Origin of the sequence: Stutzerimonas stutzeri RCH2 (assembly GCF_000327065.1) — a bacterium.
Classification (GTDB): Bacteria; Pseudomonadota; Gammaproteobacteria; order Pseudomonadales; family Pseudomonadaceae; genus Stutzerimonas; species Stutzerimonas stutzeri_AE.
Map to the genome: position 1 here is coordinate 2,395,104 of NC_019936.1, position 23,208 is coordinate 2,418,311.

Sequence of the window (23,208 nt, forward strand, 5' to 3'; positions counted from 1 at the left end):
TGCACGCCGCGCTCAGTGGCGGGAAACTCTGATCAGGACCGCCTCACCCCGCCAGCCCGACATTGCGCGCCAGTTCTACAGTGCGGTTGGCGTAGCCCCATTCGTTGTCGTACCAGGCGTAGATCTTCACCTGAGTGCCGTTGACCACCATGGTCGACAGCGCATCGATGATCGACGAGCGCGGGTCGGTGCGGTAATCGATGGAAACCAGCGGCCGCTCCTCATACCCGAGGATGCCCTTCAGCTCGCCCTCTGCCGCGGCCTTGAGCAGCCGGTTCACCTCAGCGGCATCGGTAGCGCGCTCCACTTCGAACACGCAATCGGTCAGTGAGGCATTGGCCAGCGGCACGCGCACGGCATGGCCGTTCAGCTTGCCGCGCAGCTCCGGGAAGATTTCAGCGATCGCCGTGGCCGAGCCGGTAGTCGTGGGAATCAGGCTCATGCCCGAGGCCCGAGCGCGGCGCAGGTCCTTATGGGGCTGATCGAGAATGCTCTGGGTATTGGTCAGGTCATGGATGGTGGTGATCGAACCGTGGCGGATGCCGAGCTGCTCATGGATCACCTTGACCACCGGCGCCAGGCAGTTGGTGGTGCAGGATGCCGCGGTGACGATGCGATGCTGCGCCGGATCGAACAGACTATCGTTGACGCCCATGACGATGTTCAGTGCACCCGACTCCTTCACCGGCGCGCTGACCACCACGCGTTTGACGCCCTGCTCCAGATACTGCTGCAGCACCGCCACGGTCTTCATCTTGCCGCTGGCCTCAATGACCAGATCGCAGCCCGACCAGTCGGTGTCGCTGATCGCCTTGTTGGCGCTGACCTTTACCCGCTGACCGTCGATCACCAGGCAGTCGCCATCGGATCCCGCTTCGTGTTTCCAGCGACCGTGAATGGAGTCGAAGTTCAGCAGATGCGCATGGGTCGCCGCGTCGCCAGCGGGATCGTTGATCTGCACGAAGTCCAGCTCCGGCCAGTCCCACGCTGCGCGCAGTGCCAGACGTCCGATGCGGCCGAAGCCGTTGATGCCAACTTTGATGCTCATGGATGACTCGCTTTTGAAAGGTGAATCAGGAAGTTCGTGGCGCAAACATGATGATCGCCATGCCCAGCATCGCCACGGCGCAGCCAAGCAGGTCCCACCAGGTCGGGCGAACGCCATCGACCAGCCACAGCCAGACCAGCGCCACGCCGACATACACGCCACCGTACGCCGCATACACGCGCCCGGCGGCGGTGGGATGCAGCGACAGCAGCCAGGCGAACAGCGCGAGGGAAAGCGCAGCCGGCAACAGCAACCAGATACTCTTGCCCTGTTTCAGCCAGAGGTATGGCAGATAGCAGCCAACGATCTCCGCTATCGCGGTAATGACGAACAGGCCAAGCGTATTCAGCATGCGAAGCCCGTCATGCGCCGAAGCGTTCGATCCAGCCGACATGGGCCGGATGCTGGATAGCCTTGGGGCGCAACGCCTGGACGCTGGCGATGGCGGTTGCGCGCGGCACGTCGCGGTCTATCAGGATGCGCGCTGCGATCAGGCCCGTACGACCGGAGCCGCCCTTGCAGTGAATGGCGATGCGCTTGCCGGCATCCAGCAGCTCATTGATCCGATCCGCCGACTGTTCCCAAGCCTGGTCGAAGTCCGCCAGCGGCACCTGTTCGTCAGCCACCGGCAGGTGAAACCACTCGAGGCCGCGCTCGACGCAGAGCTGCGCCAGCTGCGTCGCTTCGTTGCGCGCCAGCTCTTCAGCAGGCATCAGGGTGATCAGCGCGTCAGCGCCGGCCGCTTGCAGGGTAGCCAGCGCCTCATCGACGCTGGTGCCCTTGCTGCCGGGGCACGGTGTGAAGATCAGCTGACCGGCGCTGCCGGGTACATCGAGGATGTTGTAGGGATGGGACACGCGGGCGATTCCTGAAAGTCAGATGGAGCGTTGATTGACGCGACGGGACAGCGCTTCGGCCGACTCCTTGCGTTCCGAATAGCGATCGACCAGGTAGTCGGCCCGGCAGCGTACCAGCAGGGTGAACTTGATCAGCTCCTCCATCACATCCACCACGCGGTCGTAGTAGGCCGAGGGCTTCATCCGGCCGGCGTCGTCGAATTCGAGAAAGGCTTTGGCCACCGAGGACTGGTTCGGGATGGTGATCATGCGCATCCAGCGGCCCAGCACGCGCATCTGGTTCAGCGCGTTGAACGACTGAGAGCCGCCACTGACCTGCATGATCGCCAACGTCTTGCCCTGTGTCGGCCGCACCGCGCCCATGGCCAGCGGCACCCAGTCGATCTGCGCCTTGAACACCGCGCTCATCGAGCCGTGACGCTCCGGCGAACACCACACCTGACCTTCCGACCACTGCATCAGCTCGCGCAGCTCCTGCACCTTCGGATGGCTGTCCGGTGCATCGTCCGGCAGCGGCAATCCGGACGGATTGAAGATGCGCGTCTCGGCACCGAAACGCTCGAGCAGGCGCGCAGCTTCCTGCACCAGCAGACGACTGTAGGAGCGCTCCCGGTTAGAGCCATAGAGCAGCAGGATGCGTGGCCTGTGTTCTGGACCTGCCGGCAGAGCAAGCTTGTCCAGGTCAGGCATATCCAGCAGACCTGGGTCGATATTGGGCAGATCGTCGTTCATTAGGCATGTCCTGCTAGGTTCAAAGTGTGCCGATGCGCGCCAGCTCGGTTCTCAGCGTAGCGGCATCCAGCTGAGCGAGCGGTAGCGCGAGAAACGCGGTGAAACGCGGTGAAACGTAGCTTGAGCCTGACCAGCGTGGCATCGAACGCCGCTTTTATTTCCTCGGGACTACCGACGCTCTCGGAAGGATCGGCAAGCCCCCAGTGCGCCTTGGTGGCTGGCCCGAAATGCACCGGGCACGCTTCGCCAGCGGCCTTGTCGCAGACGGTAATGACGAAGTCGGGATTCAGCGCCTGATGCGCATCGCTGCTCTTGCTATACAAGCCATCAGCCGCAATGCCGGCCCGCGCCAGCGCCTCAAGCGTCAGTGGATTGATTTCGCCTCTTGGCTCGCTGCCGGCGCTGAACGCGCGCATGCCGGCCGGCGCGAGTTGGTTAAACAGCGCCACGGCCAGAATGCTGCGGCAGCTGTTGGCGGTGCAGAGAAAGAGAATCTTCATGGTCGTTCTTGATTCAGGCGCATGAGCTGGCGCGTTCTGGGCGGTTGCGCATACTTTCGAGGCGCTGCACGTTATCGCCCAGCCAATTCTTGTTGGCGGCCAGGATCGGCTGCAGCATGTCGGTCACCCAGTCAGGCAGGTGCGGGTGGAGTCGGTAGTAAACCCACTGGCCCTGGCGGCGGTCTTCCAGAATTCCGCATCCGCGCAGCAGCGCCAGATGCCGCGAGATCTTTGGCTGGCTTTCATCCAGCGCACAGGTCAGCTCGCAGACACACAATTCGCCTTCACGGGCGACAAGCAACGCGATCCGCACGCGAGTCTCGTCTGCCAGGCATTTGAATACAGTGGTAGGTGTCAGGTGCTCGACCATTGATATCTTCTCAGCGCTTGTTCTTGACCAACACGAACATCTTGATCCGCTCATGTATCTCGTGAAGCGTATGCCGGTAGGCATCCGGCTGGTCGCTAGTGGCAGGGTCTTCGAAGTTCCAGGCGATGTACTCGCCCGCACCAGGCAGTGCAAGGCATTCCAATGACGACTTATCACACAGCGTGATCACGAAATCGAACGGTTGCCCTTCCACTTCCTCCAGCGATTTGCTGTGCAATCCCACTGTCGCAACGCCAAGCTGCTCGAGCGCTGCCAACGCTCGTAGATCGACCTGGGTGGGAGCGGTGCCTGCACTGAACACCTCGAAGTGCTCCGAATCGGTATGCCGCAGCAACGCCTCGGCGAGCTGGGAGCGTGCCGAGTTGGCGACGCAGACGAACAGGACACGCGATTTGTAGGCCATGAAGCCGTTCCCCATAAGATATGCTTGGGCGAATATATTGCTTAGCGCATAAGCAAGTAAAGCTCTCTCTCTCGAGCTAGGCTGGCTATTTACTGGGCGCTGTCGAAGGCGAGTTTGTTGCGCCGGAACAAGAGGCGTATATTCCGCATCGCATATATTTATTCGAACGAATATCCGCCTTCACGGGAGCCGCTTGATGACAGCACCCAATGTTCTCGATGTCATCATCATTGGCGCAGGACAGTCCGCCCTGACGACTGCGTACTTTCTGCGCCGCACGTCGCTGTCCTATCTGCTGTTGGATGAACAGCCCAGTCCCGGCGGCGCATGGCTGCACGCCTGGGAGTCGCTGAGACTGTTCTCACCCGCCGCCTGGAGCTCGATTGCCGGCTGGCCGATGCCTGCTCCGGTCGAGCCGGGCAATCCAACGCGCAGCGATGTTATCGATTATTTGCGACGTTACGAAGATCGCTACCGGTTTCCCATTCAGCGATCGGTTCGAGTCGATACGATCAGCCGCCTCGACGATCTCTGGCTTGTGCAAGCAGGCGATCAGCATTGGCTGGCTCGCGCAGTCATCAGTGCGACGGGCACCTGGAGCAAGCCTTTCATTCCGCCTTATGAAGGGCGCGAGCTTTTTCAGGGTGCGCAGATTCACTCGGCTCACTACCGTGACCCTGGCCCCTTCGCAGGTAAACGGGTGATGGTGGTAGGCGGTGGAAACTCCGGCGCGCAGGTCCTCGCCGAGCTATCCAGAGTCAGCGAGACACGCTGGGTCACTCAGGAGCCACCTGCGTTTCTGCCCGACGATGTCGACGGCCGCGTGCTGTTCGAGCGCGCCACCGCGCGCTGGAAGGCGCAGCAGGAGGGACGCAGCATCGACGAGCCGGCCGGCGGCTTCGGTGACATCGTCATGGTGCCGCCGGTGCGCAAAGCCCGCGAGCGTGGCGTTCTGGGGGCCGAGCGCCCCTTCGCGCGCTTCACCGAAACGGGAGTCGAGTGGGCGGATGGGCGTCGTGAGGACCTGGACGCGGTGATCTGGTGCACAGGTTTCCGCCCGGCACTGGATCATCTTCGTGAACTCGGCATCATCGAGGCCGATGGCAAAGTACAGGTAGAAGGCACCCGTGTCGTGAAGCAACCCAATCTCTGGCTGGTGGGCTACGGCGACTGGACCGGCATGGCATCTGCCACGCTGATCGGCGTCACCCGCACGGCGCGAAGTACCGTCGATGAGCTCGTTCAGGCACTTGCCGCAACGTCCCTGCAGCGCCCCTAGCAACCACCGATGCAATCCCGATCATCACGCGAAAAGGTGTAATTAACGATGTCCAGTCAATGTGAAGTGGCCGGGAAGAAAGCGGCCGGCGTCCCGCTCGGATTCTTCGAGCGTTATCTGACGCTCTGGGTCTTTCTCTGCATCGTTGCCGGCACCCTCCTCGGTCTGGGACTGCCCGCTGCCGCACAAGCGGTCGGCGCGCTGGAAATCGCCCATGTGAACATTCCGGTCGGCCTGCTGATCTGGGTGATGATCATCCCGATGCTGATGAAGATCGATTTCTCGGCGCTGCGGGAGGTTTATGCACAACGGGCGAGCATGGGCATCACGCTGTTCGTCAACTGGGCGGTCAAGCCATTCACCATGGCCCTGCTCGGCTGGGTATTCATAAAGCATGTCTTCGCGCCGTGGCTCCCGGCTTCCGAGCTCGATAGCTACATGGCTGGCCTGATCCTCCTAGGCGCCGCACCCTGCACGGCGATGGTTTTCGTCTGGAGCAATCTCTGCAACGGCAACGCCAATTTCACCCTGACCCAGGTGGCGCTGAACGACGTGGTAATGGTGTTTGCCTTTGCGCCAATCGTCGCCCTGCTGCTCGGCGTGTCGTCGATTCCAGTGCCCTGGGATACCCTGTTGCTCTCGGTAGTGATGTACATCGTCATTCCGCTGGCCATCGCCCAGTTCATTCGCGGCCGGCTGATGAAGCGCGGTGAGCCGGCCTTTCAGGCGGCACTGGCGAAGGTGCAGCCATTTTCCATCGTGGCGTTGCTGGCGACCCTCGTCCTGCTGTTCTCCTTCCAGGGCGAAGCGATCGTGGCCCAGCCGTTGATCATCGCCATGCTCGCGATACCGATCCTGCTGCAAACACTATTCATCGCCGGACTGGGCTACTGGCTCAACCGTCGCTTCCTGGTTCACCATGATGTTGCCGGCCCTTCAGCGATGATCGGTGCTTCGAACTTCTTCGAACTGGCGGTTGCCGTTGCAATCGTGCTCTATGGTTTCAATTCAGGCGCGGCCCTTGCGACCGTAGTTGGCGTATTGATCGAGGTGCCGGTCATGCTCTGGCTGGTGCGCAGCATCAACCGCAGCCGTGACTGGTACAACCGGGCGTTGCCGGCTGATTGAGCTGGATCCACTCACCTTCGCTTGACCCTGATCAGCAGGGCGGCGCGCAGGCTGACTACCATCGATGCAGACGCCTGAGAGGACCACAGACATGGACGGCCCCGCACAAGAGCAGCCTGCCTCGACCAGTGACACACCACTTTCGCTGAGAGCGCACTTGGCTAACTTCTGGCGGGGCCATCCCACCGAAGCCAAAGTGCTGCTCGGAATGTGCGCGGCGTTCCTGCTGATCTTCTTCCTGCCGATGGGCCAGCCCCGTTTCGAAAACGCGGTACTGGAAGGCCTGCGCCTGACGCAGTGGTACGCCCGTGAACATGTGATTCTCTGCCTGCTGCCAGCCTTCGTCATCGCGGGCGCAATGGCCGTCTACATCAGCCAGGGCGCCGTGATGAAGCACCTTGGTCCGGCTTCGCCGAAGCCCGTGGCGTTCGGTGTGGCATCCATCGCCGGCACGCTGCTGGCGGTGTGCTCCTGCACCGTATTGCCGCTGTTTGGCGGCATCTACAGGCGCGGTGCCGGCCTGGGTGCAGCAATCGCCTTTCTCTATTCGGGGCCGGCGATCAACGTCATGGCCATCGTAGTCACCGCCAAGGTGCTTGGCGCCGAGCTCGGGATCGCTCGAGCCGTTGGTGCCATCGTGTTCGCCTTGGTAATCGGCGCCATCATGCACCTGCTCTACCGCCGCGAGGAGGCTGCACGCGCGGCCAAAAGTGCCCGCGGTTTCGCCGGCGACGACGACGGGCACCCGCTCGGCGACATCGTCGCCTTGTTCAGCTTGATGATCGGCATTCTGGTATTCGCCAACTGGGCCAGCGCGGAGAACTCGGCCTGGATGGCCGTGCATGCCTGGAAGTGGCCGATCACCGCAACCCTCGCCATCTTGCTGGCGTCATTACTGGTGCGTCGCTGGAACTGGTCGGTACGACCGTTGCTCATGATTGGCGCGCTGGTCGCTGCGAGCGCTCTGCTTGCGCCTCAGTGGCCGGAGCTTGCCATGGTCATAGGCATCGCGGGATTGATGCTACAGGCCAGTCGCCAGAACGCAGCAAGCCAGGAATGGGTCGGTCAGAGCTGGGACTTCACCAAACAGATCATGCCGTTACTGCTTGGCGGGGTGCTGATCGCCGGCATGCTGCTCGGCCGCCCCGGCCACGAAGGGCTGATTCCCAGCGAATGGGTCGTCTGGGCTGTGGGCGACAACAGCTTCACCTCCACCCTCCTCGCCTCGGTCCTCGGTGCATTCATGTACTTTTCCACACTGACCGAAGTGCCGATTGTGGAGGGTCTTTTGGGGGCCGGAATGGGCAAGGGGCCGGCGCTGGCGATTCTTCTGGCAGGTCCCGCCCTGTCATTGCCGAACATGCTGGTCATCCGTACCGTGCTCGGCACGCAGAAAACGATCGTGTACTGCTCGCTGGTCGTGGTGATGGCCACGCTCAGCGGTTATCTCTATGGCCAACTGATGTGAGAACGACGATGAAACTGACTATCTATGGATCCGGCTGCGCCAAGTGCCAGCAACTCACTGCCAACGCAGAAGCAGCAGCGCGGCGTCTTGGGCTCGATTTCGAGGTCGAAAAGGTCACCGATGTAAACGCCATCATCGACGCGGGCGTCATGCGCACCCCGGCACTGGCAATAGACGAAGAAATCGTTGTGGAAGGCAAGGTGCCTAGCAGCGATGAACTCCAGCAACTGCTTGGCTGAGTGATGCGGTGCCTCGATCGTGCCGCACCAGCGGCACGGCGGGGCTTGCCGAACGGAACCGCACTGCGTAGTTCACGGCCTCATATAAGGTGAACTACCAGGAGAATGAGAAGTGTCCGATTCGATGACGTATCTGGCCATCGCTGCCGCGGTAGCCCTGATAGCCCTGAATCTGCTCGCGATCATCAGCGTATTCAAAAGTGACCGAACCGTAGGCGCAAAAGCGCTCTGGGCGATCGGCATCGCTGTCTTTCCGGTCCTGGGACTGCTGTTCTGGCTGCTGGTCGGCTTGCGCCGCGCCCGCTGATCAGGGCTTCAGGCCAAGCAGATACAGAGCCCTGCCGAGCACTCTCACCGAATCGGCGTGCTTGCCGGCCTGATGCAACTGTTCGCCCTCGGCGCGCAACTCACGAACCTGCTGCAGCGTAGCGGCATCCTTGGGCGGATTGGTCTTGAGCTGCTCGTCGATCTTGGCCATATCCATGGGGCAGTGCATCGCCAGCAGCGGCGAGCTGAAGAGGATGGCAAAAGCAAAAGCTGTGAGGCGGCGCATGGCTATTCTCCCGCGCAAAAGGCGCTGACAAAGTATAGATAGCCTTTGCGGAACCGCCCGCCGTCGAACTCACTGCTGAGTGCGAAGCACCCGAAATTCTGTCGCGCAAAAGAAAAAGCCCCAAGCAACGAATTGCTTGGGGCTTTTCAATATGGAGGCCGATGTCGGAATCGAACCGGCGTACACGGATTTGCAATCCGCTGCATAACCACTCTGCCAACCGGCCTCAAAACGAAGGCGCCGCATGATTACTGCGGCGCGATCTTACAAACTGGAGCGGGAAACGAGACTCGAACTCGCGACCCCGACCTTGGCAAGGTCGTGCTCTACCAACTGAGCTATTCCCGCGTTGTCTTGGTGACGGGCGCCATTCTATACGATCGAAGGCTGCCGTCAACCCTTTGATTAAAAAAGTTTTTATTTCTTTTCGGTGGTGCTCAGGTGCGGCCAGGCAGCCATCAGGTAATTGATCATCGACCACAGCGTCAGTCCAGCCGCCACGATCAACAGCGCGTAGCCCAGGCCCACCCAGATTGTCGGCTGCGGCGGATTGGCCAGCAGGATAACCAAGGCCGCCATCTGCGCGGCAGTCTTCCATTTGCCCAGGTTTGACACTGCAACCTGAGCGCGGGCGCCCAGTTCGGCCATCCACTCACGTAATGCCGAGACAACGATCTCCCGACCGATGATGATCGCGGCAGGCAACGTCAACCAGAGGTTGGCGTGCTCTTCGACCAGCAGCACCAGGGCCACCGCCACCATGAGCTTGTCCGCGACCGGATCGAGAAAGGCACCGAACGGCGTGCTCTGCTCAAGCCGACGCGCCAGGTAGCCGTCGAGCCAGTCTGTCAGCGCCGCTACGGTGAACACGGCACTTGCAGCCAGGTAACTCCAGTAGAACGGGAGATAGAACAGCAAAATAAAGATGGGTATCAGCAGCACGCGTAGAACGGTGAGCAGGTTCGGGATATTCATCGGTACCACTGATCGGCGGAATTCGGGGAACAGTTTACTCACTGTGCAGAGCTGCATAAATCGACTCGGCGAGCTTTTTGCTGATACCGGGCGCTTTGGCGATCTCGTCGAGGCTCGCTCTACACAGTTCCTGAAGACCGCCAAAATGCGTAAGCAGTTCGCGACGGCGCTTCGGGCCGATGCCGGGAACCTCCTCCAGGGTCGACGTCCGCCGCGCTTTCCCACGTCTGGCACGGTGACCGGTTATGGCGAAACGGTGGGCCTCGTCGCGCACCTGCTGGATCAGGTGCAGTGCCGGTGAGTCGGCCGGGAGGGTGAATTCGTGAGCCGCGTCGTTGAGGTAGAGCGTTTCCAGGCCGGGCTTGCGGGTCACGCCCTTGGCCACGCCGAGCAGGATCAACTCCGGCACTGCCAACTCTTCGAGCACCTCGCGCGCCATATTGAGCTGGCCCTTGCCACCGTCGACCAGCAGGATATCCGGCAACTTGCCCTCGCCTTCCGCCGCCTTGCGAAAACGCCGGGACAGCGCCTGATGCATCGCTGCATAGTCATCGCCCGCGGTAACGCCTTCGATGTTGTAGCGGCGGTAGTCGGACTTGAGTGGACCTTCCGGACCGAACACCACGCAGGAGGCCACCGTCGCCTCACCGCTGGAATGGCTGATATCGAAGCACTCCAGACGTTGTGGCGGCTCGTCGAGTTCCAGCGCCTCGGCCAATGCTTCGAAGCGAGCCGACAGGTGCTGACGGTTGGCCAGGCGCGCGCCCATCGCCTGCTCGGCATTGGTCAACGCCAGCTGCTGCCAGCGGGCTCGCGTGCCACGGACGCGGTGGGTGATGGTCAGCTCTACGCCGCGCAGCTCGGAAATAGCGTCGATGAGCGTCGCAAAGTCTTCGTGTACCGCATTGACGATCAATTCTGCCGGCAGATCGCGTTCGGCAGCGCCCAGGTAGTACTGCTCCAGGAACGCCTGTAGCACTTCGCTGACGCTTTCCTCGATGGCTACCTGCGGGAAGAAGTTCTTGCTGCCCAGCACGCGACCGCCGCGCACGGTGATCAGATGCACACAGGCGCCGCCCGGGCTCACCACGGCGGCGACGATATCTACGTCGCCAGTGCCGCCTTCCATGCTTTGCTGATCCTGCACCCGGCGCAGAATGCCGATCTGATCGCGAATTTCCGCGGCACGCTCGAAGTCCAGACTCATCGCCGCCTTTTCCATGTTGCGCGACAGTTCTTCGGCCAGCGCATTGCTGCGCCCTTCGAGAAACATCACCGAATGGCGTACGTCTTCGGCGTATTCCGCTGGCTCGACCAGGTTCACACACGGCGCCTTGCAGCGCTTGATCTGGTACTGCAGGCAAGGCCGTGTGCGGTTTCGGTAGTAACTGTCTTCGCATTGGCGCACGAAAAAGGCTTTTTGCAGCAGGCTCAGGCTTTCGCGGATCGCTCCCGCGCTGGGATAAGGTCCGAAGTAACGCCCTGGCTCTTTCTTCGCGCCACGGTGAATGCTCAGTCGCGGGAATTCGCCGGCTGAGAGGAATACGTAGGGATAGGACTTATCGTCACGCAGCAGGATGTTATAAGGCGGCCGCCATTGCTTGATCAGCGTCTGCTCGAGCAGCAGCGCCTCGGTTTCGTTGGCGGTGATGGTGGTCTCGACCTGTGCGATCTTCGCCACCAAGGCTGCGGTCTTTGGCGCCTGCCCCGTCTTGCGGAAGTAGCTGGCCAGGCGCTTCTTGAGGTTCTTGGCCTTGCCGACATACAGCAGCTTGGCCTGCGCATCGAACATGCGATAAACGCCCGGACGGCCGCTGCAAGCCGCCAGGAACGCCGATGAGTCGAAGGTTTCTGTCATCAGTTGACGGTGTCGACCATCCCGTGACGAACCGCCAGCAGGGCAAGCTCGACATCACTGGTAATCGACAGCTTTTCGAAGATGCGATAACGGTAGGTATTGACCGTTTTCGGCGAGAGGCAGAGCTTGTCGGAGATGCTCTGCACTTTCTGGCAGTTGGCGATCATCAACGCGATCTGGATTTCCCGCTCGGAAAGCAGATCGAACGGCGACTCGCTGAGCTGCGGCTGGAACGATTTGAGCGCCAGCTGCTGGGCGATCTGCGGACTGATGTAACGCTGACCGCCAAACACCATGCGAATGGCCTGGACCATCTCTTCAAGGCCTGCACCCTTGGTCAGGTATCCCGCCGCACCGGCCTGCAGGAGACGCGTCGGAAACGGGTCTTCTTCACAGATCGTCACGGCAATGACCTTGAGATCCGGATAGCTGCGCAACAGCTTGCGGGTCGCCTCCAGGCCGCCGATACCCGGCATCTTGACGTCCATCAGCACGACGTCAGGCTTGAGCTCCCGAGCCTTGCGGATCGCGTCCTCGCCGGAGTCAGCCTGACCTATTACCTGTAGTCCGGAGATGTCCGCCAGCATACGACTGATGCCCGTGCGAACCAGATCGTGGTCATCGACCACCAGCACCCTAATCAAGCAGACACCTCATTGACCGTATTAAAAGCTGGCTGGCTGCTCGCTTTTCAGGAGCGAACTCTATCAAAAAAATCATCGGCCTGGCCGATCAAGACGCAGTGAACTGATCGAGATCATTAGTCCACATCGACCGGCCGACGAACTGCACACTGAACACCGCTGGACAGCCAAAGTCAGAAGCGGGTGACCGCTGCTAGGGTTTACCATGCTCACGTTTATCGCCGCATTGGCGCTGACGGCTACCCACGTGCTGGCCGGAAGGCTAAGCGAGCTGCACCAGTTGCCACGTAGCCGCTGGCTTTCCGCCGCCGGTGGCGTCGCCGTCGCCTATGTGTTCGTTCACCTGCTCCCTGAACTGGCTCAAGGACAGCAGGTGATGGAGGATAGCGGGTTCCATCCGCTGCGCTATCTGGAACACCACGCCTATCTGCTGGCCCTGCTTGGTCTGGCCTGTTTCTACGGCCTGGAACGGCTTATAAAACAGCACCGTAGCGTGCGCGCGGACGACGAACCATCGCACGCCAGCGTGTTCTGGCTGCACGTTGGCGCATTCGCCGGCTACAACGCGCTGATCGGCTATATCCTGGCCAACCGCGACGCGGGCCAGACGCTTGAACTGGTCTGGTACACCGTGGCCATGGCGCTGCATTTCATGGTCAATGACGTAGCACTGCAACACGACCATCAGGGGCTGTTTGCCCATCGCGGGCGTTGGATTCTGGCAAGCGCGACGCTGGTCGGTTGGGCCTTCGGTGCGACCATCGAGCTGTCAGAACTGGCAGTCTCGGCCGTCACTGCGTTCATCGCCGGTGCGATCATCCTCAACGTGCTCAAAGAAGAGCTACCCACCGAGCGCAACAGTCGATTCGGCGCGTTCCTGCTCGGCTCGCTTGGCTACTCACTGCTGCTATTGATGCTGTGATGAATCACCTACGCGCGCAGCGCCAGAATACGTCTCGCACCGAGTAGGACAATCAAGCCGATCAAACCACCAATGAACAGGTCCGGGTAGTTCGACCCGCTCCATGCGACCAGGGCGCCAGCTACGATCACGCCGACATTGATGAGTACGTCATTGGCGGAAAAGATATAGCTGGCCTGCATGTGAACACCACCGTCGCGGTGCTTGGTAATGAGCAGGAGACAGGCGACATTGGCGATCAGCGCTACGCACGCCACAACCATGATCGTCAGCGACTGCGGCTCGCTGCCGAAGAAAAAGCGCCGGCCGACCTCGACCAGCAGGCCAAGCGCCAACAGCCCCTGCAGCCAGCCGGCCAGCTGTGCCGCACGCAACTGGAAGCGTGCAGCCCGGCCGACTGCATAGAGCGCGACCCCGTAAACGGCGGCGTCGGCAAACATGTCCAGCGAATCGCCGATCAACCCGGTCGACTGAGCGACCAGCCCGGCCACCAGTTCGAAGATGAACATGATGGCGTTGATCGCCAGAAGGATTTTCAGCGTGGCTGCTTCCTGCTCCTGGGTGTCGCCGGCAAGTACGTCAGGCGCGCCTTCGGCTGCATGGGTCCGTGTCAGCCCGGCACCCAGGCCCAGGGCCTCCAGTCGTTCACTGAGCGGATCGACACTGCAATCATGGGCTACGGTCAACGTCCTGTTGGGTAGATCGAAAGCCAGATGACGGATGCCCTCGCAGCTGGCGAGCGCCATGCGAATCATCCGCTCTTCAGCGGGGCAATCCATTTTCGGCACGCGATACACGCTGATCCAGCGTGCAGCACCGGATTCCAGCTCGCCTGCTGGGTTGCTCGCAGCGGCCGACCCGCAGCCGCAATCCTGATCAGCGCAACTCATCTACCCTTCCCCTGCTGCCGCCACGCCGAGCCTGCTCGACCAAGGCACTGTAACAATGCGCCTCATCATAGCGGCGAGCAGAACTTACAACACAGCGCAGCGTTGCCTGCAGTTCAGCCCCTCGGTTTGCGCATCAGCCGATAGACAGCCGGGATCACGAAGAGCGAGAGCAGTGGCGCACTCAGCATTCCGCCGACCATGGGCGCAGCAATACGACTCATCACCTCGCTACCGGTACCGGCACCCAGCAGGATCGGCAACAACCCGGCGACGATCACTGCGACAGTCATGGCCTTGGGACGCACACGCTGCACCGCACCTTCTCGGATGGCATCGCACAGTGCTGCCTCATCGTGCAGCCCGTCGCGCTGCCGTTCGGCCCAGGCATTCTTCAGATACAACAGCATGATTACGCCAAACTCCGCGGCGACGCCGGCCAGCGCAATAAAGCCAACGCCAGTGGCCACCGACAGGTTGTAGCCCATCAGGTAAAGGAACCAGACGCCACCCGTCAGCGCGAAAGGCAGCGTGAGCATGATCAGCACGGCCTCGTCGAGGCGACTGAAGGTCAGGTACAGCAGTACGAAGATGATCAGCAAGGTGGCCGGCACGACCAGCTTGAGTCGCTCGTTGGCACGTTCGAGAAATTCGAATTGCCCCGAATAGCTCAGGCTCATGCCGGGAGGCAAGGCGACATCGGCGCTGATCGCCCCCCGCAGGTCGGCGACGACCGAAGCGATGTCGCGACCGCGGACGTCCACGTATACCCACCCGGCCAACCGAGCGTTTTCGCTACGCAGCATTGGCGGGCCGTCGCTGACCCGTACCCGTGCCACACTGCCCAGGGTGATCTGGCTGCCTTGCGGCGTCAGAATGGGCAACTCCTCCAGCGCCTGGGGCGTGTCCCGCCATTCTCGCGGATAGCGCACACTGATGGGGTAGCGCGCCAGCCCCTCGACGGTTTCACCGACGGTTTCGCCGCCGATGGCGCTGGAGACGATGGATTGCACATCGGCGATATTGAGGCCATAGCGCGCCGCATCTCGGCGGTCGATATCGATATCGATGTAGCGCCCGCCGACCAGGCGCTCGGCCAGCGCCGAGCTGACACCCGGAACGCGCTTGGCAACCGCTTCCACCTGCTGACTGACACGGTCGATCTCTTCCAGGTTGGCGCCGGCAACCTTCACCCCGATCGGGCTCTTGATGCCGGTGGCAAGCATGTCGATACGGTTGCGAATCGGCGGTATCCAGATATTGGTCAGGCCCGGGACCTGCACAGCCCTGTCCAGCTCATCGACCAGCTTCTCCGGCGTCATGCCGGCGCGCCATTGCTCGCGCGGCTTGAAACGGATGGTGGTCTCGAACATTTCCAGCGGCGCCGGGTCAGTGGCCGACTCGGCACGCCCCGCCTTGCCGAACACCGTTTCGACTTCCGGTACCGTGCGGATCATCCGGTCGGTCTGCTGCAGCAGCTGGGCTGCCTTCTGTGCCGACAGGCCCGGCAGCGCCGAAGGCATGTAGAGCAGATCGCCCTCGTCCATGGGCGGAAGAAACTCACCTCCGAGGCGCGACATCGGCCACAGCGTGGTAGCCAGGACCAGCACGGCTACCGCAATGGTGGTCTTCGGGTGGTCGAGAACGGTGTTCAATGCGGGGCGATAGACCCGGATCAGCCCGCGATTGAGTGGATTACGCGCCTCGTCCGGCAACTTGCCGCGAATCCAGTAGCCCATCAATACCGGCACCAGCGTCACCGAAAGCCCGGCCGCGGCCGCCATTGCGTAAGTCTTGGTAAACGCCAGCGGTCCGAACAGACGCCCTTCTTGTGCCTCGAGGGTGAATACCGGGATGAACGACAGCGTGATGATCAGCAGGCAGAAGAACAGCGCAGGACCGACCTCCTCTGCTGCGCTGGTCATCACTCGCCAGTGCTCATCGCCTGCCAGCGCCCTGCCGGGATTGGCGTGGCGCCAGGCCTCAGCCTTCTTGTGCGCGTTCTCGATCATCACCACCGCGGCATCAACCATCGCGCCAATGGCGATGGCGATCCCGCCGAGCGACATGATGTTGGCGTTGATGCCCTGGTAACGCATCACGGCGAAGGCGATCAGAATCCCGATGGGCAGCGAGACGATGGCCACCAGCGATGAACGCAGGTGCCAGAGGAAGATGCCGCACACCAGCGCGACGACGATAAATTCCTCCAGCAGCTTGAAGCTGAGGTTCTCCACCGCGCGATCGATCAGCTGGCTGCGGTCGTAGGTGGTGACGATCTCGACCCCCTTCGGCAGGCTGCGCTTCAGCTCCTCGAGCTTGCCGTGCACGGCGGCAAGCGTTTCCCGTGCATTCTTGCCGCTTCGCAGGATGACCACGCCGCCAACGGTTTCCCCCTCCCCATCGAGTTCGGCGATACCCCGACGCATTTCCGGACCAAGCTGCACATGCGCGACATCACCAAGCGTGATCGGCACGCCCTTGGCGCTGAGCTGCAGAGGAATCTGCCGGAAATCATCAAGGGTCTGCAGGTAACCCGAGGCGCGCACCATGTATTCAGTCTCAGCCAGCTCCAGCACGGCACCGCCGGTTTCCTGGTTGGCCATGCCGATGGCCTCGATCACCTGAGCCTGGGTTACTGCAAGGCTGGCCATCTTCAATGGATCGAGCACGACCTGGTACTGCTTGACCATGCCACCGATGGTCGCCACTTCAGCCACGTTTGGCAGCGTGATCAGTTCGTACTTGAGAAACCAGTCCTGCAGGCTGCGCAGTTGCGCCAGATCGTGCCGGCCGCTGCGGTCGACCAGCGCGTACTGAAAGATCCAGCCGACCCCGGTGGCATCGGGCCCGAGTGATGGCTTGGCGCTGGCCGGCAGGCGACTCTGGACCTGGCTCAGATACTCCAGCACCCGCGAGCGCGCCCAGTAGAGGTCGGTGCCGTCCTCGAAAAGTACATAGACGAAGCTGTCGCCGAAGAACGAATAGCCTCGCACGGTCTTCGCGCCGGGCACCGAGAGCATCGTCGTGGTCAGCGGGTAGGTCACCTGGTTCTCGACGATCTGCGGTGCCTGCCCCGGATAGGGCGTGCGAATGATGACCTGCACATCGGAGAGGTCTGGCAGCGCATCGATTGGCGTGGTTCGTATCGCCCAGACCCCAACGGCAGTCATCAGCAGGGTCGCCAGCAGCACGAGAAAGCGGTTCAGCACGGACCAGCGGATCAACGCGGCAATCATGGCTGCTTCTCCATGAGCTGAACGCGCTCGATCAACAAGCCCTGATCGGTTTCCCGCACGGCAAAACGAATCCGGTCCTGCGCCTGAACACCGCGCAGCAACTCCGAGTCGGCCACCGCGAAGCTCATCGTCATGCCCGGCATCCCCAGCGTATGGAATGGCCCGTGGGCGATCTTCAGCCGGTTTTCGCTCAGCGCAAGAACGCGGCCTTCGGATTCATGCAGCGCCGGTGCTATCTGCGCATGATCGTGCGCATGCCCCGTATCGCCGGTAGCCGGTGACGCCACGATTCCACGCAGGCTGGCTTCCGAATCCAGCAGGAACTGCCCGGAGGCCACTACCTGTTGCCCCTCTTCGAGGCCTGCGACGATGGCGGTCTGATTTCCGCTGTCGCGGCCCGTTTCGACCTCTACCGGCCGGTAACGCCCGCCCGCCTCGGCGAGCATTACCAGGCTGCGCCGGCCGGTTCGGATCACGGCCTCGCTGGGAATCAGCAGAACCGAAGTGTCGTCTGCGCCCTTCAAGGTTGCCTGCGCCGTCAGCCCGGGCCTCAGCAGGCCTTGCGGATTGGGCAGCTGCACGCGCACGCGCAGGGTACGGCTGGCGGCATTGGCCTCCGGCAGCACGGCAGTGATGGTGCCTTCGATGCGCTCTCCAGGCATGGCCGGCAGGCGCGCTGTAGCTCGTTGCCCTACGCGTATCCCTGTGCTCTGCGCCTCCGGCACGGCGACTTCCAGCCAGACGCTGTCCAGACCATTGATCCGCGCCAGCGGCGCGCCGGCCGCAAGGCTCATGCCCTCACGCACGTCCAGCTCCTGCAGCACGCCGGCAATGGGTGTGGAGATGGTGATCGAAGCACTGACCTTTCCAGTGCGTTCAAGCTGGCTGATGGTCGCGGCTGGCATTCCGGCCAGGCGCAGCCGCTGGCGGGCGGCCTCCAGCAGTGCCGGTTCGCCAATACGGCGCAGCGCCAGATATTCCTCCTGGGCGGCCGACCACTCGGGAATCAGCAGATCGGCCAGCGGGGTGCCCTTGTCGAGCAGATCACCCGGCGCATGATGGTAGACGCGCTCGACGAAGCCACCCGCCCGGACCTGAACCACTGCCACGTCGCGCGCGTTGTATTCGAGTACGCCAACCGCTTCGATCTGGCTGGCCAATTGCCCGCGCGTCACTGATGCCAGGCGCACGCCAAGGTTCTGCGTGATGCCTGCATCGATGTTGATGGCTGCCGCGTCGCCATCCTCGCCGGCGTAACGTGGCACCAGATCCATATCCATGAATGGCGATTTGCCCGGTTTATCGAAGCGATGCTGCGGCACCATCGGATCGTACCAGTACAACACCTGGGCCTGGCTTGCGACGGCTGGCTCCAGATGCTCTGCGCCGTGCTCATTCTGACTGGCAAGCCAGTAGCCGGCAGCGCCACCGAGCAGCGCTGTCAGGGCGGCCAAGCTGAGGTTTGCGAACGTATTCCGGCTCATTTGGCTTCTCCGTAGGCGAGGTGCAGCCGAGATGCGGCGATGGCCACCAATCCCTGCAGGTCGATCTGTTTCAGGCGGGTTTCAATCAGCTCATTGCGTGCGCCGAGTACCGCCTCCAGGTCATTGCTGCCGGCCCGGTAGCCAGCCATGGCCAGTTCGGTCTTTTCTCGCGCAAGAGGCAGCAGCACTTCTTCGTTTCGCTGCTGGGCGCGCTGCAGGCGATCCAGTTCAGCCAGCTCCACGTCGAGCTGCTCGGCGAATTCACGCACCATGGCTTCTCGCTCGGCCTCCAGCTGGTCGAGCTCCGCATAGCGCGCCGCGATCCGCGGGTTCTGCCGCGACCGCTGGAACACTGGCAGATCGAAGCTGAATTGAAGATTGACCATATCGCCGTACTCGCGACCGCGCTTGAGGTAGCTGACCTCCCAGCTCCAGTCGATCTGCTTCTCGGCGGTCGCCTCGCGAATGCGTGCGCGGGCCTCTTCGGTCATCGGTGCATAGGCGCTCAGCTGAGGATGGCTGACGACGCGGCGGTTCAATTGATCGTGCTCGATCGTCCACCGTGGCGGCTCACCGCGCAGCGGCTGGTTACCATCCTCGCCAACCCAGCGCACCAGCGCCGCGCGGGCCTGACGATATTGCTGGTGCAGTTCGTCCTGGCGCTCCGCCAGAAGCGCTGCTTGCTGCCTTGCGGTGACACTGTCGGTCAGTTGCCCTCTCCCGCCGGCGATACGTGCCCGAATCGCTTCGCCGAGCAGGCGGTTTTCCTCGAACAGCTCGTCGAAGAGCTGAATCTTGCGCTCCACGGAGTGGGTAGCGATCCACGCCTGGGCCGCCGCCAGATGCACCCTGAGCATTTCGACTTCGCGCGCCGCATCGGCGCGTCCGATAGCGGCGTGGGCTACATCGGTACGCGCCTTGCGCTTGTCGCGATTCGGTACTTCTTGCATCAGGCCAACCATGCGCATGGTCATGCCATCGTCGGTGAGGCTCCAGCGCTCAGCACCCTCGATGGGCAGGTTCTGCACGCCGAGCAGCAGCTTCGGGTCCGGTAGCTCACCTGCCGCAACGGCTTCGCTGCGCGCTGCGCTCAACCTGGATGCCTCGGCACGCAAAGATGGTGCTTGCAGCTGTGCAAGGTTGAGGGCGTCGTCGAAGGTCAGGCCCGTAGCGGCGACTGGCCAGGCGAATGCGCAAATGCACGCCAAGGCAGCGACGGGCCGATACTTCCCTATGAGTTGGAAGTTCATGGATTGGATTCCTCGATATTCCTGCATGCCGCAACGGCATGCTTACAGCGCCTCACGCACGGATGCGGGGCGAGTCAGGTCAGCGAAGGAATCAGTGACGCGGTGGGCGCCAGACATCGGCGCCGGAACGGGTAGGAAAAAACTCGGAATGGCTCACGACGAGCAATGGCACCGAAGCGCCAAGACCCGGCTTGAGTACGGTGGACTGCAGCATGCTGCCGGACTTGCACTGATGGCCGCTTTCACACGAGGGGTTTCCATCGTGCGTATGTTCGTCGTCATCCTGCGTCACGAGCAAATGCCCAGCGTGCTCGGACACCTGCGAATCATCCTGCATCTGGCACGGCTCCGCGCTCAGCTCCAGTGCCGCCATCCCGGTAACGGGAAGCGCAACGCTGATCAGCAGGACGAGAAACAGACGCAGATAGGCTTTCATGGAGAGCAGTCTAACCGCCTGGTGTCTTCGGAAACTTGATCCAGATCGTCTCAGACCTCATTCGACCCATCCGTTCCGTCGCCGCTCAGCAGATGACTGAGCACAGAACGCATCTTTCCAGGTTTGACCGGCTTGTTCAGCACCGGCACGCCAACGCCTTGCAATTGGCGCCGGCATTGATCGCTGCGATCGGCGGTGATCATCACCACCGGCAGTCGCGTGGAAAAACGTGCTCGCAGTGCCAGCACGACGTCCCAGCCAGTGCTGCCATGGTCAAGGTGATAGTCCGCAAGAATCGCATCCGGAGCGACGCCCCCCAGCGCCGCAATCGCGGTTTGCTCGTCGGTCGCAGTCACCACCGTACAGCCCCACTGTTCGAGCAGCGCCGCCATGCTGTGCAGAATGCTGGTTTCGTTATCAATCACCAAAAGGCGCCGGCCGGGCAAGGGGTCACCGAGCTGAGGGGCGATCACCGGTGTGACGGCGCTGCGTGGCGGTACTGTCGCGGCCATGGGTACATCGATACTGAACACCGAGCCGCGCCCAGGGCGGGAGCGCACCAGCACGCGGTAGTCCAGCATGTTGGCGATACGGTCGACGATTGCCAGTCCTAAACCGACGCCGCTGCGTTCTGCCGCGCGGCTGACACCAAGCTGGTTGAATTCGAGGAAGATCGAATGCAGGTCCTCTTCCGGAATGCCACGGCCGGTGTCCCACACCTCGATACGCAACATGTCGCCACGCTTGCGCGCGCCCAGCAGCACGCCACCGGCATCGGTATAGCGGCAGGCATTGCTCAGCAGGTTGCGCAGAATCCGCGTCAGCAAGCGGAAATCGCAGCTGATGGCGCAACGCGGCAGGTAATGCGACAGCTGCAGGCCCTTCGCCGCAGCGACCGGCTGGAACTCGGAGATCAGCGGCAGCAGGATGTCGTCAAGCGAATAGGCATCGATGTCGGGTTTGATGGCGGCCTGATCAAGCTTGGAAATATCGAGCAGATCGGTAAGCAGATCCTCGGCGCCCTCCAGCGCCAGATGCGCCCGCTCCACCAGATGCAGCTCACTCTGCGGCAGCTGGCGTTCACGCAAGGTCGAGATCAACAGGCGTGCCGCGTTGAGCGGCTGCAGCAGGTCGTGGCTGGCAGCAGCGAGGTATTTGTCCTTGCTCAGATTGGCCGCTTCCGCCGCATCACGAGCCTCGCGCAATTCGCAGGTACGCTCGGCGACGCGCTGCTCCAGCTCTTCGTTGAGCTGCAACAGGCGCAACTGCGCCAGCTTGCGCTCGGTTACATCGGCGACGAAGCCCTCCACCAGGCCGTCTTCGTCGGGCTTGAGCAGCAGGTTCATGATCACGTAGATGGCACTGCCATCCTTGCGGCGTAGGCGCGTCTCGTAGCCGAACAGCCCGTTCTGCTGACTCAACGTATGGCGAATCTGGCGCAATTCCTCCTCACCGCCGATGAACAGGTGATGGGACAGATCGGTCAGGGTCCACAGTGCGTCTTCCGCGGTTTCGTAGCCAAGCATGCGCGCAAGCGCCGGGTTGGCGGCTCGGATGCCTTCCTGCAGGCTGGCCTGGAAGATGCCGTGCACGGCGTGCTCGAACAGCCATTTGTAGCGATTGCGCTCGGCTTCGAGCTCCTCCAGCCGTGCCACCAGCTCCGGATAGTGGCTCTTGCGCGCGGAGTGACTACCGAAACCGAGTAGCTGCGTCAGCGCCTGATGCTGGTCATCAGAGGGCTTCGGCATAGACGACCTCGACGTCCCGCTGCGTCGACGAGCGTGGATTGGTGAGAATGCAGGGATCCTGCATGGCGTGCTGGGAGAGGAACGGGATATCTGAAAGATTCACGCCGTGCAGGCCAAGGGTCTCTCTGAAGCCGATCTGCTGTTTGAGATCGATCAGGTGCTGCACCAGGCGTTCACGCACCTGCCGGTGGCTCAGCCCGCGGGAGTCGATACCCAGAGTTTCGGCAACCATGCGGTAGCGATCCGGCGCGGCATCGTAATTGAACGCAACCACGTGCTCGACGAGGACGGCATTGCACACTCCGTGTGGCAGGTCGAGATAGCCGCCAAGGCTGTGGGACATGGCGTGTACCGCGCCAAGAATCGCATTGGAGAAGGCCAGCCCGGCCTGCATGCTGCCGAGCATGATCTGCTCGCGCAGGGCGATATCGGCCGGATTGGCGATCATCTGCACCAGATTGCCATTGATCAGCCGCATGGCTTCCAGGGCGTGGGGGTCGGTCAGCGGGCCGTGGCCAGTCGAAACGAAGGCCTCGATGGCATGCACCAGCGCATCGATGCCGGTACAGGCCGAAAGAAACGGGTCCATGCTCAGGGTGGTTTCCGGATCGATCAGCGATACATCCGGCACGGCAGCCTTGCTGACGATGGAGAACTTCATCCGCTCCTGTTGATTGGAAATGATCACGAACTGCGAGACATCCGCCGACGTCCCGGCCGTGGTCGGAATCAGGATCAATGGCGGGCTGGGCACGCGCAGCGTGTCCACGCCTTCGAACTCGTAAATGTGACGGCCATGGGCTGCGACGATACCGATGCCCTTGGCGCAATCCATTGGACTGCCGCCGCCAACTGCAACGATGACGTTGCAGCCTTCGCTACGGTAAAGCTCGGCGCCGAGCATCACCTCTTCACATCGCGGGTTGGGGGATACGCCGGTGAACAGGCAATGCCCGATGTTCTGGCGTTCAAGGCTGGCCTGCACGTCGGCTACCCACCCGGCATGAACCACGCCGGGGTCAGACACCAGCAATACCTTGCGTGCGCCGAAATTGGCGGCGCAATTGCCGACGCTATGCCGACAACCCGCACCGAAGATGATTTCAGGGGAGACAAACTTGCGCTGAAGGCTGATATTCGGGCTCATCACTGCGGCCTTTTTATTTT

23 protein-coding genes, 2 tRNA genes and 1 pseudogene are annotated in these 23,208 nt (G+C 62.0%); 6 read left to right on the forward strand and 20 right to left on the reverse strand.

Annotation, left to right across the window (positions count from 1 at the left end; translation table 11 throughout):
- Window positions 1–43 precede the first annotated feature (43 nt).
- The 7 genes and pseudogenes from PSEST_RS10940 to PSEST_RS10970 all read right to left on the reverse strand — a co-directional run bounded on the left by PSEST_RS10940 (window position 44) and on the right by PSEST_RS10970 (window position 3,931).
- Window positions 44–1,048 (reverse strand): ArsJ-associated glyceraldehyde-3-phosphate dehydrogenase, encoded by a 1,005-nt coding sequence (locus PSEST_RS10940; protein ID WP_015277042.1) that lies wholly within the window; start codon window positions 1,046–1,048, stop codon window positions 44–46.
- A gap of 25 nt (window positions 1,049–1,073) precedes the next feature.
- Window positions 1,074–1,400 (reverse strand): YnfA family protein, encoded by a 327-nt coding sequence (locus PSEST_RS10945; RefSeq protein ID WP_003284967.1) that lies wholly within the window; start codon window positions 1,398–1,400, stop codon window positions 1,074–1,076.
- Between the two features lie 10 nt (window positions 1,401–1,410).
- Window positions 1,411–1,905: a cyclin-dependent kinase inhibitor 3 family protein gene (locus PSEST_RS10950; protein ID WP_015277043.1), complete on the reverse strand. Its 495-nt coding sequence runs from the start codon at window positions 1,903–1,905 to the stop codon at window positions 1,411–1,413.
- 18 nt (window positions 1,906–1,923) lie between these two features.
- A complete protein-coding gene (gene arsH, locus PSEST_RS10955) occupies window positions 1,924–2,637 on the reverse strand; it encodes an arsenical resistance protein ArsH (RefSeq protein WP_015277044.1) in 714 nt (237 codons plus the stop codon).
- Between the two features lie 19 nt (window positions 2,638–2,656).
- A pseudogene (locus PSEST_RS10960) lies at window positions 2,657–3,137 on the reverse strand (arsenate reductase ArsC).
- A 13-nt stretch (window positions 3,138–3,150) separates the two neighbouring features.
- The gene (locus PSEST_RS10965) at window positions 3,151–3,507 is read right to left on the reverse strand and encodes a metalloregulator ArsR/SmtB family transcription factor (RefSeq protein ID WP_014820252.1); all 357 of its coding nucleotides are present in this window, start codon (window positions 3,505–3,507) and stop codon (window positions 3,151–3,153) included.
- 10 nt (window positions 3,508–3,517) lie between these two features.
- Window positions 3,518–3,931 (reverse strand): arsenate reductase ArsC, encoded by a 414-nt coding sequence (locus PSEST_RS10970; protein WP_015277046.1) that lies wholly within the window; start codon window positions 3,929–3,931, stop codon window positions 3,518–3,520.
- 196 nt (window positions 3,932–4,127) lie between these two features.
- Here PSEST_RS10970 and PSEST_RS10975 point away from each other — a divergent pair, with 196 nt between their 5' ends.
- The 5 genes from PSEST_RS10975 to PSEST_RS10995 all read left to right on the forward strand — a co-directional run bounded on the left by PSEST_RS10975 (window position 4,128) and on the right by PSEST_RS10995 (window position 8,352).
- On the forward strand, window positions 4,128–5,210 hold the full coding sequence (locus PSEST_RS10975; RefSeq protein WP_015277047.1) for an ArsO family NAD(P)H-dependent flavin-containing monooxygenase: 1,083 nt from the start codon (window positions 4,128–4,130) through the stop codon (window positions 5,208–5,210).
- Window positions 5,211–5,258: 48 nt separating this feature from the next.
- Window positions 5,259–6,338: an ACR3 family arsenite efflux transporter gene (gene arsB, locus PSEST_RS10980; protein WP_015277048.1), complete on the forward strand. Its 1,080-nt coding sequence runs from the start codon at window positions 5,259–5,261 to the stop codon at window positions 6,336–6,338.
- Between the two features lie 157 nt (window positions 6,339–6,495).
- Window positions 6,496–7,806: a permease gene (locus tag PSEST_RS10985; RefSeq protein WP_232422552.1), complete on the forward strand. Its 1,311-nt coding sequence runs from the start codon at window positions 6,496–6,498 to the stop codon at window positions 7,804–7,806.
- Window positions 7,807–7,814: 8 nt separating this feature from the next.
- Complete coding sequence (locus PSEST_RS10990) at window positions 7,815–8,045, forward strand: thioredoxin family protein (protein ID WP_015277050.1); 231 nt, start codon at window positions 7,815–7,817, stop codon at window positions 8,043–8,045.
- A gap of 124 nt (window positions 8,046–8,169) precedes the next feature.
- Entirely contained in the window at window positions 8,170–8,352 is a 183-nt protein-coding gene (locus PSEST_RS10995) for a PLDc N-terminal domain-containing protein (protein WP_198286414.1), read from the forward strand.
- Here the strand turns inward: PSEST_RS10995 and PSEST_RS11000 are convergent, their stop codons facing one another.
- The 6 genes from PSEST_RS11000 to uvrY form a co-directional block, all read right to left on the reverse strand.
- On the reverse strand, window positions 8,353–8,598 hold the full coding sequence (locus tag PSEST_RS11000; protein WP_015277052.1) for a hypothetical protein: 246 nt from the start codon (window positions 8,596–8,598) through the stop codon (window positions 8,353–8,355). It lies immediately after the preceding gene.
- A 152-nt stretch (window positions 8,599–8,750) separates the two neighbouring features.
- Window positions 8,751–8,824: transfer RNA gene (locus tag PSEST_RS11005), tRNA-Cys, on the reverse strand.
- Window positions 8,825–8,870: 46 nt separating this feature from the next.
- Window positions 8,871–8,946, reverse strand: a tRNA-Gly gene (locus PSEST_RS11010).
- A 69-nt stretch (window positions 8,947–9,015) separates the two neighbouring features.
- Window positions 9,016–9,573: a CDP-diacylglycerol--glycerol-3-phosphate 3-phosphatidyltransferase gene (gene pgsA / locus PSEST_RS11015; protein WP_041756630.1), complete on the reverse strand. Its 558-nt coding sequence runs from the start codon at window positions 9,571–9,573 to the stop codon at window positions 9,016–9,018.
- Between the two features lie 34 nt (window positions 9,574–9,607).
- A complete protein-coding gene (gene uvrC, locus PSEST_RS11020; protein ID WP_015277054.1) occupies window positions 9,608–11,431 on the reverse strand; it encodes an excinuclease ABC subunit UvrC in 1,824 nt (607 codons plus the stop codon).
- Window positions 11,431–12,075, reverse strand: coding sequence for a UvrY/SirA/GacA family response regulator transcription factor (uvrY, locus tag PSEST_RS11025; protein ID WP_015277055.1), 645 nt, complete (start codon window positions 12,073–12,075; stop codon window positions 11,431–11,433). Before uvrY ends, uvrC begins: the two co-directional genes overlap by 1 nt.
- A gap of 205 nt (window positions 12,076–12,280) precedes the next feature.
- Between uvrY and PSEST_RS11030 the strand changes: the two genes are divergently transcribed.
- A complete protein-coding gene (locus PSEST_RS11030) occupies window positions 12,281–12,997 on the forward strand; it encodes a hypothetical protein (protein ID WP_015277056.1) in 717 nt (238 codons plus the stop codon).
- Between the two features lie 8 nt (window positions 12,998–13,005).
- Here PSEST_RS11030 and PSEST_RS11035 read toward each other — a convergent pair whose 3' ends face one another.
- From PSEST_RS11035 to ercA, 7 genes are all read right to left on the reverse strand, one after another.
- Window positions 13,006–13,887 (reverse strand): cation transporter, encoded by an 882-nt coding sequence (locus tag PSEST_RS11035; protein ID WP_015277057.1) that lies wholly within the window; start codon window positions 13,885–13,887, stop codon window positions 13,006–13,008.
- Between the two features lie 113 nt (window positions 13,888–14,000).
- Entirely contained in the window at window positions 14,001–17,123 is a 3,123-nt protein-coding gene (locus tag PSEST_RS11040) for an efflux RND transporter permease subunit (RefSeq protein ID WP_015277058.1), read from the reverse strand.
- Window positions 17,120–18,607, reverse strand: a complete 1,488-nt coding sequence (locus tag PSEST_RS11045) for an efflux RND transporter periplasmic adaptor subunit (protein ID WP_015277059.1) — start codon at window positions 18,605–18,607, stop codon at window positions 17,120–17,122. Before PSEST_RS11045 ends, PSEST_RS11040 begins: the two co-directional genes overlap by 4 nt.
- Window positions 18,604–19,857, reverse strand: coding sequence for a TolC family protein (locus PSEST_RS11050; RefSeq protein ID WP_015277060.1), 1,254 nt, complete (start codon window positions 19,855–19,857; stop codon window positions 18,604–18,606). Before PSEST_RS11050 ends, PSEST_RS11045 begins: the two co-directional genes overlap by 4 nt.
- Window positions 19,858–19,948: 91 nt before the next feature.
- Window positions 19,949–20,293, reverse strand: a complete 345-nt coding sequence (locus PSEST_RS11055; protein WP_015277061.1) for a hypothetical protein — start codon at window positions 20,291–20,293, stop codon at window positions 19,949–19,951.
- Between the two features lie 50 nt (window positions 20,294–20,343).
- Window positions 20,344–22,041, reverse strand: coding sequence for a NahK/ErcS family hybrid sensor histidine kinase/response regulator (locus PSEST_RS11060; protein ID WP_015277062.1), 1,698 nt, complete (start codon window positions 22,039–22,041; stop codon window positions 20,344–20,346).
- Complete coding sequence (gene ercA / locus PSEST_RS11065) at window positions 22,025–23,188, reverse strand: alcohol dehydrogenase-like regulatory protein ErcA (protein ID WP_015277063.1); 1,164 nt, start codon at window positions 23,186–23,188, stop codon at window positions 22,025–22,027. The genes PSEST_RS11060 and ercA overlap by 17 nt, the downstream gene beginning before the upstream one ends.
- Window positions 23,189–23,208 lie beyond the last annotated feature (20 nt).